This window comes from Mycoplasmopsis glycophila, assembly GCF_900660605.1.
GTDB lineage: Bacteria > Bacillota_I > Bacilli_A > Mycoplasmatales > Metamycoplasmataceae > Mycoplasmopsis > Mycoplasmopsis glycophila.
Genome location: NZ_LR215024.1, coordinates 543,246 through 559,033, shown reverse-complemented (window position 1 = coordinate 559,033; position 15,788 = coordinate 543,246). Strand labels below are relative to the sequence as shown.

At 28.2% G+C, this 15,788-nt stretch carries 14 protein-coding genes; 4 read left to right on the top strand and 10 right to left on the bottom strand.

Features of this window, described 5'->3' with window-relative positions; all coding sequences use genetic code 4:
* Positions 1 to 2: 2 nt before the first annotated feature.
* Complete coding sequence (locus EXC46_RS02220) at positions 3 to 2,639, top strand: coiled-coil domain-containing protein (RefSeq protein ID WP_027333382.1); 2,637 nt, start codon at positions 3 to 5, stop codon at positions 2,637 to 2,639.
* Positions 2,640 to 2,642: 3 nt separating this feature from the next.
* Positions 2,643 to 2,954, top strand: coding sequence for a hypothetical protein (locus EXC46_RS02215; RefSeq protein ID WP_027333381.1), 312 nt, complete (start codon positions 2,643 to 2,645; stop codon positions 2,952 to 2,954).
* 33 nt (positions 2,955 to 2,987) lie between these two features.
* Here EXC46_RS02215 and EXC46_RS02210 read toward each other — a convergent pair whose 3' ends face one another.
* From EXC46_RS02210 to EXC46_RS02190, 5 genes are all read right to left on the bottom strand, one after another.
* Positions 2,988 to 3,473 (bottom strand): hypothetical protein, encoded by a 486-nt coding sequence (locus EXC46_RS02210; protein WP_027333380.1) that lies wholly within the window; start codon positions 3,471 to 3,473, stop codon positions 2,988 to 2,990.
* A 1-nt stretch (position 3,474) separates the two neighbouring features.
* Positions 3,475 to 4,095 (bottom strand): hypothetical protein, encoded by a 621-nt coding sequence (locus EXC46_RS02205; RefSeq protein ID WP_027333379.1) that lies wholly within the window; start codon positions 4,093 to 4,095, stop codon positions 3,475 to 3,477.
* 129 nt (positions 4,096 to 4,224) lie between these two features.
* Positions 4,225 to 4,671: a hypothetical protein gene (locus EXC46_RS02200; protein ID WP_027333378.1), complete on the bottom strand. Its 447-nt coding sequence runs from the start codon at positions 4,669 to 4,671 to the stop codon at positions 4,225 to 4,227.
* Between the two features lie 2 nt (positions 4,672 to 4,673).
* A complete protein-coding gene (locus tag EXC46_RS02195) occupies positions 4,674 to 5,009 on the bottom strand; it encodes a hypothetical protein (RefSeq protein ID WP_027333377.1) in 336 nt (111 codons plus the stop codon).
* Positions 5,010 to 5,029: 20 nt separating this feature from the next.
* Positions 5,030 to 6,217 carry a tyrosine-type recombinase/integrase gene (locus EXC46_RS02190; protein WP_027333376.1) on the bottom strand — a complete coding sequence of 396 codons (1,188 nt, stop codon included), beginning with the start codon at positions 6,215 to 6,217 and terminating at the stop codon, positions 5,030 to 5,032.
* 1,353 nt (positions 6,218 to 7,570) lie between these two features.
* Between EXC46_RS02190 and EXC46_RS02185 the strand changes: the two genes are divergently transcribed.
* Positions 7,571 to 7,972, top strand: a complete 402-nt coding sequence (locus tag EXC46_RS02185) for a hypothetical protein (RefSeq protein WP_129622151.1) — start codon at positions 7,571 to 7,573, stop codon at positions 7,970 to 7,972.
* Between the two features lie 264 nt (positions 7,973 to 8,236).
* Complete coding sequence (locus EXC46_RS02180; protein WP_027333374.1) at positions 8,237 to 8,686, top strand: GAF domain-containing protein; 450 nt, start codon at positions 8,237 to 8,239, stop codon at positions 8,684 to 8,686.
* Positions 8,687 to 8,806: 120 nt separating this feature from the next.
* On the opposite strand, the gene EXC46_RS02175 is transcribed toward EXC46_RS02180, so the two are convergent.
* The 5 genes from EXC46_RS02175 to EXC46_RS02155 form a co-directional block, all read right to left on the bottom strand.
* The gene (locus EXC46_RS02175; RefSeq protein ID WP_084262920.1) at positions 8,807 to 10,036 is read right to left on the bottom strand and encodes an IS3 family transposase; all 1,230 of its coding nucleotides are present in this window, start codon (positions 10,034 to 10,036) and stop codon (positions 8,807 to 8,809) included.
* 146 nt (positions 10,037 to 10,182) lie between these two features.
* Positions 10,183 to 11,832: an MHO_4530 family protein gene (locus EXC46_RS02170; RefSeq protein ID WP_027333372.1), complete on the bottom strand. Its 1,650-nt coding sequence runs from the start codon at positions 11,830 to 11,832 to the stop codon at positions 10,183 to 10,185.
* Positions 11,832 to 14,027, bottom strand: coding sequence for an ATP-dependent helicase (locus EXC46_RS02165; RefSeq protein ID WP_027333371.1), 2,196 nt, complete (start codon positions 14,025 to 14,027; stop codon positions 11,832 to 11,834). The genes EXC46_RS02170 and EXC46_RS02165 overlap by 1 nt, the downstream gene beginning before the upstream one ends.
* Positions 14,028 to 14,042: 15 nt before the next feature.
* Positions 14,043 to 14,699, bottom strand: a complete 657-nt coding sequence (locus tag EXC46_RS02160; protein WP_027333370.1) for an RDD family protein — start codon at positions 14,697 to 14,699, stop codon at positions 14,043 to 14,045.
* Between the two features lie 2 nt (positions 14,700 to 14,701).
* Positions 14,702 to 15,721: a glycosyltransferase gene (locus tag EXC46_RS02155; RefSeq protein ID WP_027333369.1), complete on the bottom strand. Its 1,020-nt coding sequence runs from the start codon at positions 15,719 to 15,721 to the stop codon at positions 14,702 to 14,704.
* Positions 15,722 to 15,788 lie beyond the last annotated feature (67 nt).

Here is a 15,788-nt window from a genome sequence, read left to right as displayed (position 1 = left end):
TTATGTCAACATCAAGCACAGCAAATATAAGTACACCATCATCTACTACTATGGTTTTACCAACTTGAGAAAGGGATGTTCTTTTAAATGACAATTCCAAAATTGAAAAAGCATATAAAACAATTTGAACCATATTTACTGTTAACCGTTTTAAAGAGTATTTAATTGAAAACCTAAAGGAAGAATACGGGCTAGATATAACAGGAGAATTAAGGGAGTGACTTTTAAAAGATACTTCTATGTTTACAGAGCAAGAAAAAAATTATTGAGCTGATAATATCAATAAATATTTTATTGCTTATGTTGATTGAAAAATGGAACAATTAGGAATTGACAGAGACCACCCAAGCTTTCAATCAATGACATCTGGTTTTGGTGGCGGAAGCATTAAATATTTTGTGAATGTAGCCGAAAGATCAGGGGGATATTACGAAAATAGTGACAGGTGGGGAATTCTACAAAATATTTTAGAAAGCAAAGGAATTTTACACGGTATAACTTTTGGAGAGCGTTGAATTCCAAGCGATAAAAATGATTATGATACAACCGATTTAAACAGGCAGCCAGGAACTCCTGTTTATACAGGAACAAGAACATATACGGAGTTACCCCGAGAACAAGACGGAGAATACGAAACCAGGGAAGAAGTTATCAATTTCTGACGAATTAGCCTTGAAGACTTTAGAAGAAGCCCGGAAAACATTACTGGGAGATTTAGCGCGCCAGAACGGATCTCTAAAGCCTTGGCTAACCTTACTGGTGACGATGTTTATAACGCTCTTATTTACAGCTGTTACTCTGCTTGTAATATACTTGTAAACAATAAGCCGAGAGCATTAAGAATATTATTAAAAAATAATGTTTCCGACTTTATTGATGTAGCTTCTAGGGAAAGATATGAAGAGTTTAGAAAAGCAATTTTTAACGAGCTCAATTATCGTTTAATTTCCGGACAAATTCCAGGTATGTCTCAAAGACAAAAATTAATACCTTCAAGTATGACCGTATTCGGAGACCCTAGGGACTTTTTATTTACAGAGCAATTAGTCAATCCAGAAGCTATGATAATTTTAATAAATAGTGACTGGGAAAATCTAGGAGTGAAATTAAATCAAGATTTAACAAGCTTTAGAATATACGAGAAATTTGATAACCTTGTTAAGATTGTTCGAACTGTTCAAATTGATAATCTTTCACTTAATGATTTCAAAAATAAAGTTCAATCATTAGAGACATCATTTCAAGATATAAGAGTTAAAGCTTCGGGAATGGACGAATATAAAGCAAAAACCCAAGGGCTAGAAAGTTTATTCGATAACTTAAATACCAAAGTTACAAAGCTCCAAGAAGACAAATTAAAACAAGATGCGGAACAAACCAAACAAGCCGCAGAAGTTTATAAAGTTTATGAAAAAGTCGGGGAGATTAAGGTTCAATTTGAAGCACTTAAGAAAAAGGAAGAAGAATTAAAAAACTTAATTAGCTCAAATACTGAAAAGATAGAAACCGAGAAAGGTGCTAACGTTTCAAATTTTGAATTAATACAATCACAAGGACAAACCTTAAGGCAATTAATTCAAAATAATACAAACGAGATAAATACAAATTACGAACAACTTACTCAAATGATAGCAAGCGTTTCGCGTGATGTTGCTTCATTAAAACAAAACAATAGTTCTGGCGGTGAAGGTACAAGTGACGAAGATTTAACGGCAATTAAGGAAGATCTCGAACGTATTAAATCCCAATTAGCTAACAGGGAGACATTTAACAGTTTACTAGACGAACGTATTAACGAAGCTAAAACAGAAATTGAAGATAAAGCCTTGGAACTTATTGCGGGAAAAGCTAGAAAGATTGATAATTTAGAAAATAGACTTATAACATACTCAGAAGAATTTGAAAATGTTAAAAATGACCTATTAGAAAAGCAAACAACAATAAGCACAGCACAAGAGGCATCAAAACAAGCAAAAGAGAAAGCCCTAGAAGTTGCGACGAATTTAGGGAAAACGAATGAAAGGGTTTTAGCACTCGAAAATTTAAACATTGGTGAAGTATTTAATTCAACCGCTCAATCAAACCTTAATTGATTAAATGATAATAAACGTCATATTTTCACTACATCAAATTACAATGCTACATCTAGAAGTATTTCAAACTGAAATATTGTACCAGGTAATGGAGACAACAGTAATAGCGTATTAAAATTTAATGCAGGTAGCGGTAAACATATTGCCTTAGAGGCGAGAAACAATATTTTTGGAATTAAGGATGAAAGGAATTTTTATCTTGTTTGGTTTAGTAAAAATCGTCAAAGTTTTTGAGAACTAAATCTACCGTGAGATCTTAATGCTAACAATCATAAACTTTACAATTTAGCTGACCCTAGTGCAGATAAGGATGCTACAAATAAAAAATATGTTGATAGTAAAGTTGAAACAATTAAAAATAAACTTCAAGAATTAAATAGAGATTTCACTGAACTAAAAGAAAAAGTAACCAAGCTAGAGTCTAAAAAACCAACTGACGAGAGAATAATAGATAACTGAGACGATTTAGTTAAGGCTGTTCAATTAATTCAAAGCCGTTTAGATCTTTTAGATGCTCCTAGCGTCGATGACGAACCGGAGAATTAGAAAATGAACGAAGCAATTAGAATATTAGCTAGCGGGGGCGTGGGTGCGCTTTGTGTAATTTTGTTTTTTACTATCAAGTGACTTATTAATTCTAAAAAGGAACCTAACAACAAAAATAGCAATAACATAAACATCAATAACCAGACAAACGAAAAACTTGATTGAGTGCTTCAAGAGCTACGCGAAATGAAAAAGAGCATTCAAGAGATAGAAGATCAACAACGAAAGGGAGACACGGCTTTTCTGTTCTATATCGAAAGCACAGAAATAGACGACGCCAAAAAAAACAATATAAAAAGGTTATTAGGCAAATAATCAAAAGCAAACACAAAAATAAGACCGGGTAAATTAACCCGGTCTTTTCATTATTCATTTACCATTTTCTAAATATAAGCAAATTGCTTTTGCTTTTCTTTCTTTGGAATATTCAACAAATGTTTTAGTATCTCATATATTGAGCGCGTTAGCGTTTGGTTTTACTTGAATGAAGTATAATTCATTTTCATTATAAGCAACCAAATCAACGCCCTTTACGGCATCTTCTCAATCATTCGAGACCCTAACCATTAAGGAGCTATTTTTTTCAATTAATGTTTTTACTTGCTTCTCCCTTTGGTAGTTTTCAAATCATATTTTAAAAACATAGTCGCAATATTCCTTGAATTGTTCTGCTTGAATGGTCTTTCTCTTTTGGTTTCATTCATAAAGTTTATTTATTATTAAACTGTTTTTATATGCTTTAAATTCGTCAATACTCTTGAAGTCATTTTCCCAGAGTATGTTTTTAACTGATAAACCTAATTCGTTTAAATTTGGAAACTTTATTTTTTTCATATTACTTTATAAATGTCTTTATAAGCGCTTTTAAACTCTCGAAATCGTCTTGTGTTATAACTTTCTCTATTCTTGTTGTTTTGAATAGCTCTATGACGAGTTTTTGAGCATTCTCCGGCGTTTTTGAATTGTGGAGTATCTCTCTTATTCTTTCAAGAAAGAACCAAGGTATCATATAAATATTAAGATGTTCCCTTTCGTCTTTCTTAAGCCCGAATAATATAAGAATTAAATTCATTTTAAGACGTTCAAGTTCTTCGGGTGTTCAAATATGGTAGAACCTAATTTGTCACCCCGGAGTTTCTGGAATTACTGTATTGAAATGTGCTCCCGCAGCTCATTCAATATATTTTTTCATTCTCTCGCTCTGGTCTTGTGTTTCGTCAAAAATCATTTGTCTTATTTCTAACTCCGTCGAAATCTTTTGTTTTATTATGCTGCTATATTTAAAGTCATATCTAACTATATCGTGACTGTGGTGATATGCTTCAACTCCCCAAATATACCCGTATATTTCATATAATAAGTGCTTATATTTCTTTATATATTCCTTTTTAAGCTTTCCAATAGTAACGTCTACAAAAGAAAGCTTTTCCTTTGTTAAAAATGAATTTTTAGACATTATTTTTGTTTATCTCTTTCTTTAGCTAATTTGTATAGTGAATAATATTTATATTTTTGAAATTCTCTTTTAATTTGTTCTACTTTTGCTAAAATTAATTCTTTTTCTGCTCTTGTCATGATGTACCCCTTAATTTTTAAAATTGTTAAATAGTTTTAAATATTGTGTATGTTTTAATAAAGTTTTTTCAATGAGTTTAAGACTTCATAAAAGAAATTTTTTATCGTCTTCAAGTTCTGCGTTTGTCTCTTTGTTCTCCATTAGTATTGAAATACTATTAAACTTGGCCATTATTTGAAATAATGTCTGGTAATTGATATATCAAGCATTAATAAAAGTATACGCATCGCTATCAGTGTCAAACTCCCTTAAATCTTTTAAAAAGCTTAAACGAATTAATATTTCTTTAAACTCCGGACTAGCAAAGTCGTCGGGAGCGTTATACTCTTGCTTTTTCTTGTTCTTATGTTCTATTTTTCAAGCTATGTTTTTAAGTGTTCTTATCTCTTCGTTTAACTTGTTTAATTTATTCGTAGCTAATTTATTCGTAGATAATTTTTTTGTAGCTAATTTCATAATTAAAAGAAAAACATTTTATAAACTAGCTCAATTTCCGCCCTGTATGGTTGCGGGCAGTTTGCTGTAATGTTTTTCAGTTCCCCCTTATATTTTTCAATTAATGTTATTTCGGTTTCTGTTAACTCTTCTTCTTCCGCTCATTCTTTGAGTATCTGACAAACTACATAAATTTTTTGTCCTACTTCTTTTTTAAAAAAAGGTGCTTCTAATACAGTAACCCGTCCGTTAATAGTTTTCGGGTTAGCATATGTTAAATTATCTATATCAATGATTAACCTACTAATATTGAAATTAAAACGCTCCTTATATCATTCTAATCTTTTCATTTTGAGCATATTTTTACCGTCCTTTGTTTTTAAAAGTGTTCCGACCTTGCTTTAATATTTTCAGTTTTTTGATGTATACGTTCAAGGTGCTTTTTAATTTTTATTTGTTTATAATCAGAAGTATTTTCAAGTATATTAGTTAAGTCCCTTACAAGCTTATAAAGTTGCTCCGCTTCCTTCTTTTGCTCTTTTTGTTCTTGTCTTAACTTATCAAGTTCGTTTTTAAGAAACTTATTACTTTCTAATGTTTCCGCTTCTCTTTTGCTAAATCTTTCTATTGTTTGCGTTAATTCTTTTATGTGTTGTTCTTGTGATTTAGTTAATACTTCTTTAATTTGTGGTGCTTCGTTAAGCTCTTTTCAAGCTTCAAGCTTATAAGTTTGATCGACTTTAATATAATGGTTAAATACCGTCTCGCTTCCTGGTCTATGTCCTAAACTCGCACTAATTTTATTAGGATCTACCCCTAGATAATACGCGTTGGTAGCTTTTGAGTGTCTGAATATGTGAGTTGTGATTTTGCTGTTAGGGTTTCAATCTTCAAGGGTATAAATGAAAGCTTTAGCAAAACGATCGAGCTGCATTCTCATTTTTCTTTTAAGTGCTTCGATATCGTTGCTATTTTTCTTTAATGATTGATACTCTTTTTTATATGTTTGTGCGTATTCCTTTGGAATGATAAAGTATCTATTTTCTCCGCCCTTTACTGCTCTTGTTATTGTCCCGTAGCTACTTACTTCATTTATTCAAAAAAACTTATCTTCTTCAAACACTTTAAAGAACTCTTCGCTTCTTGCTTGATTGTGATAAAGGAAAGTGATATAAAAGAGTAGTTCCTTACTTCCTTTGCTTTTAAGAATTTCAAAAAACTGGTCAAGTTCCTTGATTGAAAGGCTCTTTTTAATTGTGTCTATCTTATCAGGTAGCTCAATATTTCACTCTGCTAAATTCATTGAAAAACGCTTGTTGATTGTCTTAATGAATGTTTTTATAATTGTTGTTAATGTTCTAACATAGTTAGGGTTATTTTTGTTAGCTAAATTTGTTTTAACGTTGTTAATATAATCAATATCAACAATATAACCAGGTAAAAGGAATTTGTTAAATGCTACCTTTACCATTCTTGCGGTTTCCTTGTTTTTTACTTCTTGACTTGATAAATAAAATTCCGCAAACTCTTTAGGTTCATAATGATTTAACGAATAAATATATTTCATTTTATTTTTTCCTTTGTTCAATAATTTTTATATGTTAAAATATTTTTAGGTAGTCGCTCATGGTTCGATTTTAGTGAAGCGGCTACCGCTTTTTTTTATACCATTACGCTACCTAAATGCTTCAAAAGAATAAATAAAAACACTAACGCCGCTATAACGTTAGTGTTAATATTTATTATTTTTGCTATATAAAAATATGAATCCAAAAGTCTAATAAAAGAAATAAACAAAAATATATAAATGTTAACAAAAACATTAAAGGGTTCGATGTCTTTAACATTTTTATTTATAAACTTGGTTCGTGTTCTGTTCACGAACTCATTTTCAAAGCATAAATATCATAACAAGTTTTCAAGAATAGTCAAGAAATTTTTTTCAAGTATAAAGAAACCCCCTTACATAGTAAGGGGGTTAATTATCATTATATAAAATAAATTAATTTAGAAAGTGGTAAATAGTCCTTCATAAATATAAATTGATCGAAATCTAATAAATTCCAGTACAGAAAGGAGAAGCTTTATTATAAAAGCTTAATGAATGATAATAAAACTTATTGAAAGATAAAACAATAATAACAATTAAATGAACAAAATTAAAATAAGTTCACACACGCGGAGAACAGAACAACGCCCCGCTCATTCTTATTTTAACCCTAAACATAAGCAGAACAAAAGAAATAAAGTTTTTTTATTTGCTTTGTTTTTTGTTTTTGTGTGGTATTTTTCTTAATATATATACTAATCATATGTGTAATACTTTATAAAGCTTAAAGCTTTTATAAAGTATTACACTACATACATATATTTAGTTATACATATTAGTACTATAACTAAATTAGTATATTATTAGAGTATATGTCTTTATTTCTTTATGTAAATGTCTTAATAAATAAGTGTTTTTATTTCTTTTGTGTAGTGTTTTTATTTATTTGGTTGTATAATGAAAGTATAAAGGGAGTTAGATAATTACACATAAACCCTCATCTCCTTACTAATGACCACACAAGATAAGTAAGCTCGAAAGCTATAAAATTGCTATCGACAAATTTTATAGCTTTCTCGCTTCGGGTATTTAGTAGTGTTATTGCCGTTGCGTCAATACGGGTTTATGTGTGTTTAATATAATTTCAAGTGCGTTAGTGTTTGTTAAATATGTGCGTATATATATATATATATATATATATATATATAATTTTAATGTCTATAAAATATAAGAGGTTTTTAAATGAAAACAATAAAAATAAATAACCCAAAACATTGAATAATGCTTTTTTCACTTTTCGTCGTTGCTATGATTGTAATTTTCTTATTTTATTTAGAGATAAAATATTTGTATTATGGTTATATAAAAGGAGTGAATATTACTAATATTATCAGACTGGAAGCTTTTTTTAATGGAACAACTTATTTTCTTGTTTGATTAGAATATTTTTGATATATATTCGTTGGAGTATTGATTTTTATAATTTTATTTATTCTTTCTATAATAGAATTAGCAACTAGGGTGATGGTTATAAATGAAGATTACACATTCTACCTTAAAAACGCAATCACAAAAAGAAAAAAACTAATCAAAATGTCTGATATTATTATTGTGGATAATTCTCCTTTAAAAATAAAATGACCAACATCAAATATTTTTGGCAAACAATTGTTTGTTTCATTTATAATCGACCAAACAGATGAAAAAGAATTTATTGCAATTTTAAATGATTCTAAAAAACCACAAGAACCAGTTACAAACGAAAATATATAAAACATTATTTTTATTTTTAATATGTAAATATAGCAAAATAACCTTAAACTTGAACACAAAAAGTGGACAAAAAGTTTAATTTGCTAAAGCACCTCAAGACTCTTGAGGTGTTTTTTTAATTTAACGTTGATTAAATTCTTTCGTTGTTTTATCATAAGACTTGGTCTTGCATTTTTTACTTTCTTAATTTACGTTAAATATGAAAAAGTGTAAAAAATGGACTTTTTTTAAGTAAAAATTGCATTTTTTGGTTATAATAATTCAATGAAAAAACAAGAATATATTAGTTTATTAAACGACGAAATTAATGTAAATTCATTACTTTCAAATTCAACTGCTTATATTAATGACACAGTTGAAAACCTTAACTGAGTTGGTTATTATTTAGCTGAAGACGAAACTTTATACTTACATACTTTTCAAGGTAAAGTAGCTTGCTCAATTATTCCTTTTAACAAAGGAGTCTGCGGACACGCAGCTACCACTAAAGAAGTTGTGGTTGTACCAGATGTGCATCAATTTCCAGGACATATTTCATGTGATGCTAATAGTAGATCAGAGATAGTACTTCCAATTATTGTTAATGACAAGCTATATGGAGTTTTAGATATTGATTCTCCAATCAAAGATCGTTTTGACGATGAAATTACTGATAAACTTCAAGAATTTACAAGGTGAATTGAGACAAAAATTGAAAGTTTGCTAAATAAATAATCAAGAAATAAAACTAAATGTACCAAAAAAATAAGGCGCATTTGGTTGCTTGAGTATAATCTCCGGAGCAACAAAAATAAAAAAAGCATGTAAACTAGGACACGAAAATTGGACAAAAGTTTATTTTATTAATGCACCTCAAGACTCTTGAGGTGTTTTTCAATTTAAAATAGATTGAATTCTTTCGTTATTGTATCAAAGAACAAAATTATCGATTAACGATTTTAGCTCTTCAAAAGTAAGTTTTGCAATATCTATTAAGTTTAAACATTCTGATTTTAAAATTGAGAAGAAATATTCTGCTTCTCTATTATCTAAAGATTTTCCTACCCTTCTCATAGAAATGACCCCATTATTTTTTCGAACTATATCAACATAAATTTTTGAAGAATATTGGAAACCATGATCAGAGTGAGCAATTCATTTTTTGTTCAATCTTATTTGAGACATATGTTTCATCACAAGATCTAAATCATTTCTTTTTGAAAGGTTGTAGTTAACAATGAATTTGCTTTTATGATCAATAGCAATAGATAAAAAAACAAAATTATTTTCGCAATCTTTTGGTGACGGAATATAGGTAACGTCGGTGGCAATTATTTGGTTTTTTTGTCCATGATAATCACGATTTACTAGGTCGATAAACTGAACGTTTGTATTCTTTTTTTCTCTATCTTTTCTTTTTCTTCTAATTAAACAAAACAAATTTAATCTTTTCATGATTCTACCAATGGTTCTATAATTTAGATCTATTTGATATTTTTCTCTAATGTAAATTTCTAATCTTTTTCTACCATACAAACATTTGTTTTTCTTAAATGAATCAATTATCAATTGATCATATTTGTTATTCACAACTCTTTTTCTTGGTCGTTGTTCTTTAGTTTTTATATTATGAATTGTTGACTTAGATTTGTTAAAAAAGATAGCTAATTTTCTTGTAGAAACTGATGATTTTTTAATTTTAGAAATATCAACATCAATATTATTTCTATCAAAAGAGTCTTTGTAAATTTCTAAAATTTCAATCAATTGTTCTTTTGGCATTTTTTCTCACTCCTTTTTTACAATTTCAATAGGAGTAATTTTTGGTTTTCTATGTCTACCTGTGCCTTTACCTTTTTTTGGAGATTTACCTGTTTGGGATTCTAAATTTAACATACCTAAATTATATCTTTTATATTTGTGCATAAAATACTTTTTGACCTCATAGAACCTTTTATCAAAAAAGCTAACACCTCTGATTGAATAATATTTCAGCTCAAAATCATTTTTGGATATTAAATTCTTTTTGTAATCTTCGTAACTACTGAAGAGTTCTAATCATTGATGTGATTTTAATTGTTTCATTATGACCTCTCTAAATGTATAAAAAAACGAAACATGGTTTTGTCCATATTTCGTGTCATAGTTTAATGAGCATAGTCATGCTTTTTTCTTATGTTCTTTGGTATTCAAGTTGCAATGCAAATGAAAATCCAACAAATACCAAACAGTTAATTCCGTACTTTTGTTTTTGCTTGTGTTGTTTTGTCCTTTGTGTAATAAGCAATATATACTTCTGCTTTTTGTATTATTTCAGGGTCTAAATTATCTAATGGATTTTCGTAAATGAGCTTAATATCATTGTTTTTAGCCAATCTAACGACGTTAATGCAGTCGAAGAACACTTTGGTATCATAAATCTGTTTTGAGATATTCTCGCTGAGTACAATCGCTTTTAACTTGGTTGTATTAATTACATTAAAAAGCGGATGATCAATTTTATCAATATATAACGCTGTTGGAATTTTATTTAAGTAGTTTTTAGCTATTTTATTTTTCAGTTTTTCGTAATCAAACATATTGTTATAAGCATAAACCAAACAAATTGGTGAAAGATTTTGACTATGGAACTTCTTGTTTAAAAACACTTCTTGTGAAATTTTAATTAGTGTATCACTAATTGAAATTTTACTTTTCAAAATTCCGTGAGCATGTTTAATAAAAGTAAGTTGCTTTTCTTCATTTAAGAAATTTAAAGAAGGTATTTTAGCAAAAAAATCATTTCACTCTTTCTCTAAATTGGCGATGTTGGTTTTTAAAATTGCTAAATCTGACATTCTTCGTGATTCGTAACTAATTAAATTTGAGTAATCTACTTCTAAATTTGTTTGATTAAAGTTAGCATTTGTGTATTTTTCTAAATTAGACACAAATAAGCGAAACTCTGGGGAGATGATAATATCATTTGGCACATTTAAATAATCAGTGATATGCTCGTTTTGATCATTAGCTAAAATGTTAAATAAACAATATTTCGACTTAATTAAAATTTGTTCAATATTGTCTTGCTCCTTTACTTTAGTGTGCAAGAAATATGTTGCAGCAATAAAATGTTTTGAAATAAAACTATTTTGATTTAAGAAGACAATTTGCTCTTGTAAGTTTTTGTGATATCTTGTATTGTAACTTTTAACAATAAAAAAGAGCATTCCTTCGCGGATGAAATATTTGATTTTATTACTTGTGAGACCAAAGTTGTTTGCGATTTCTAATAAATCTTTTTCATCAATATTATTGATGTAATAATGTGGATTTAAAGCGAATGAAATTACTAATGATTCATTTGCAAGCTTAATATCTTTGTCATTGTTAATTTTTGTTAATTTTTTATTTTGTAAATGATTACCTTTTTTAATTCATTTAATCGAGCAGACATATTCATTATTTTCAATCGGATGGATTGTAAGCTTATAAGGTGTGTTATTCAAAATTGATTTGTCAAATCAAACAAGAATTTTTTCGAAAAAATTTAATTCTTTAACATACTCTGTATTAACTCTAATTTTATATTCAGCTTTTCTTTTTTCTTGATTAGCAAGATATTCTTCGATCTTGTTTCGATCATTAGGTGCTATAAAATTTAAAAAATCTTGAAGCGAAATAAAAGAATAAATATCAAATTTAGATTTTTTCGAATCAAAAATGGTTGATAAAAAATGGTATTTTTCATTTAGACGGATTACTCTTTTGTTGTTGTAATCAATTTTAAAAAGAATAATTCCAGAAGAATCTCTAAAATCAAAGAAAAACGAAAGAACAATTAAACCTAAACAAATGAGCAAGAAAAAAAGAATTATTAAAATAAATAATAAAATAATCATTATTTTGAAATTACCTTAATTGATGGGTGAAATTTATTAAGTGTTTTGACATCTTTGTTTTTAACAAATTCAACCACAATCTCGTTTGAATTAACATCAATAACTTCACCTTCTCCAAACACAACGTGGCTAATAATGTCACCAACAATGATGTTCTTATGTAATGATTTAATAACTTCTTCGTTTTGTTCTTCTAAATCGTCCATTTCAGTGTGTGAGTTATATAGAATAACCTTATTGATATCGATTCCCATTTCTTTTATAAAACGAGAAGGTTCTTTGATAATTTCGGTTCCAATAATTTTTCCACGAGCATCGCTAACGAATAATTTTTTTCTTGCTCTTGTAGCAGCAACATAAGCAAGTCTTCTTTCTTCTTCTAAACCATCCATTTCTTCTGATAAGTTATTTTTTTTCTTACTTTTTGTACTGTCAAGAGCACGCATAGTTGGAAAGACACCTTCACTAAGTCCGACAAGGAAAATATTGTCATACTCCAGTCCTTTTGAAGAGTGAATTGTCATTAAAGAAACATAATTTGGTATGTTGTCGTATTCATCAGATACACTAAGAAGTGACACCATATTTAAATAATCTTCGACTGTTTTGTCTGGGTTTTTAGCTTCTCAAGTTTGGATCGAATTAATTAACTCTTTCACATTATCGACTGCGCTACCACGAAGATTTTTATTGTCCTCAATGTGTTCGTAATAACTAATTTCTTGCAAGAAAGAATCTAAAATAACATGAATTTTTTGTGTTTTCTTTTTAAGTAGAGTTCGATATTGCAAAATAGTTTTTACAAATGGATAAATACTATTTAAAATTAGATTTGGAGCAACGGGTAATGTTTTAATATCTTCTTTTAAACAATTGAATAAAGTTTTTTGTTTTGATTTTGCGTATTCAGATAATTTTTGTAAATTAGCTGCGCCAATTCCTCTTGAGGGTACATTAATTATTCTCTCGAGCGCAACTGTTTGGCCATTATCCAAAACCCTTAAGAAAGCAATAGCATCCTTAATTTCACTTCTTTGGAAGAATTTTGTACCATTAAAAATCTTATGATTGATTCCCTCGTTTATAAGCGCTTCTTCGAAAGGTCTTGAATAGTAATTTGAACGATAAAGAATAGCAATATTTTTAAGTTGATTTTTTTGCTTCTTAAGCTCGTTGATTTTTTGTACAACTCATCTAGCTTCGGCTTCGACGTTAAAACCGTGATAAAATTCAATCGGTTCACCTGATTCTTGATTTGTAATTAAATCTTTATGGAATCTATTTTTATTGTGTTTGATTAAATTGTTAGCTGCTTGTAAAATTTCTCTTGTAGAACGATAGTTAATATCAAGGACTATTGTTTTTGCGTTTGGATAATCTTTATCAAAATCCAAAATTAAATTAACATCTGCACCACGTCAGTTGTAAATAGTTTGATCAGGATCTCCAACGATTGTTAAATGTGTATTTTCACCAACGATTGCTTTTATAATTTCATATTGTTTAACTGAAGTATCTTGGAATTCGTCAATTAAAATATATGAAAATTGTTTTTTATATTGCTCTGCTATATCAGGTCTTTGTTTAAAGAGCATGTGAGTGTAGATGATTAAGTCATCAAAATCAACTGAACCTTTAGCTGCAAGTTCGTTAAGATAATTTTGATAAATGGTGGGGATTAAATCATTGTGATCTTGCTTGAGCTTATCTGCTAACTCTTCGCGAGAAAGATCGAAGCTTTTTGCTCAAGAAATATATTGAATCATATTTTTATAACTAATTTCATTGGTTGAAACACCTAGTCTGTTATATATTTCTGAAAGAATTTGTTTTTGATCAACTTCGTCAATAATTAAAAAATCTTTATGAAAACCAAGTGCTCTAATGTGTTTTCTTAAAACTTTAGCACAAAAAGAGTGGAAAGTATAAATTTGAACTTTTTGTTCATCATTTGAATTTATATAATTCGAAATCCGATCCATCATCTCATTACATGCTTTATTTGTAAAGGTAACACCTAAAATATTATTTGGTGAAATTCCTAAATCGTTAATTAAGTAAGCAACTTTTCTGGTAAGAACTTTTGTTTTACCTGTTCCTGCTCCTGCTATAATACGGAGTGGTGTATCAAAATACTCAACGGCAGCTTTTTGTTTTTCGTTCAAATCTGCAAGTAAATTAATTTTTTTTAGCATTATGAATACCTCCTGCTAAATTTGGTCAAAATCATTATAAAATTCAAATTCTTTTTTGTGATTGTAAAAAGGTAATAATTTATTCTCTTTTTGACTATTTTGAATGAAAATAACTTTATCATCAACAATTCTAGAATCTGAAACCAGGTCTATCAGCGAAATTCTTTTATCGTTTAAAAATATATAAAGAAAACCAATTGTATTAACGAAGAGAAAAATGTTATTTAGTGAGATTACACTTTTGTAAACGAACTGTTGTCAAAAGTAATCTGTCTTAATTGAAAAAGAATTCTCATCAATGTGATAGTAGTAAACACTTGAAATAAAAAGAATTAAGACAAACAACAAAGGGAAAGTAAGTAAATAGTTTCTTTTAATCATTGTTATCAATTTAATTCTTGTTTTAGAAGAGTTGATGATTTTTATTTTAAATATCATCATTCCAATTGTTTTACCATTTGTTAATCATGGTAAAAAGATTCAATAAAATGAAATGAAGATGATATTTAAAATAAAAGGTGTTATAAAAATGATTTCATTTTTTATTCACCTAGTTTCGTTTTTTGTGTTTCATGCAATTAAGAATGATCCAAAAAAGAAAGATAATATGATTGTTAAATCAATTAAATTTGAAAGAAGTCTTTTTCAAAAATTACTGTTTTTATAAAGCATTTTTATTCTAATTTTTCTAGTATTTTTTCTACTACTATTTTATTGATAGACTTATTAAGTAAGCAAGTCTCTTCATTTTGGATTAGCATGTAAATATTTTGGTTTCTTAAATTTCTAAAATCAGCTGTATTTTCTAGTTTTACAACTAAATTCTTATGTTTATCAATTAATTTTTTATTACGGGTATAGTTAATTTCAGAGTTTTTCAAGTATTTGAGAGTTTTATGCAAGTAACTTGTTTCGATAAAAAATCCAGAAATTAAAATTTTGAGTAAATAATAAGTTGCATATCTGATTTCTTCTTTGATATGTAAATTTTTCTCTTCAGAAATTTGTTCAATAGCTTTCATCGTATTTAAAAAGTTATTTGAATTAAATCACATATCTGCATCAAAATATTCACGATAAATTCTAAAGTCTAAATATGTATAAGTTTTTGCTTCCATTAGTAAAAGATAATTTACCATTGTGCAAAGTTTTGAGTCGTTTGTATATTTAATTTTTTGATTGCAAATCTTTTTAATTAAAGACTTTTTGAAAATTTTATTGAAGATAAATGGAAAACTATAAGCAAAGATTAAAGGAGTTTCTGCAACATTCATTTTTATGTTAGGTGTAATTCTAGCTTTTGGTTTAAATCTAGTTGTACCAACAATTCTAGGTTTAAACTCTAAAACATCAACATCTTCTCGCTCTGCGTTTTCGATCATCTTTTCAACATAATTTTTCTTTAAATTAGACTCTGAATTTAATGTTAAGACAAATTTTCCACGCGATACATTGAAAGCATTTAAAAGATTATCTTGATATGATTTAGTTCTAGTGTTAAAAATAGCAATTAATCTTCCTTCAAAGAACTCTGAATATTCAGCAACTAAATTTAGTATTTTTTTAGATTCGATATTCTTGTTAATACACAAAATAACTTCAAACTCTTGATTTGTTTGCTCTTTTAAATCTTTTAAAAAAGACTCAACATCTTTTGCGTAACTACTAATTAAAGAAATAATTGATAATTTCATTTCGCCTCTTTTTCAAATTGAATAAAAAAACTATAAATTCTTCAAATATTTAGCTATTTATAGTTAT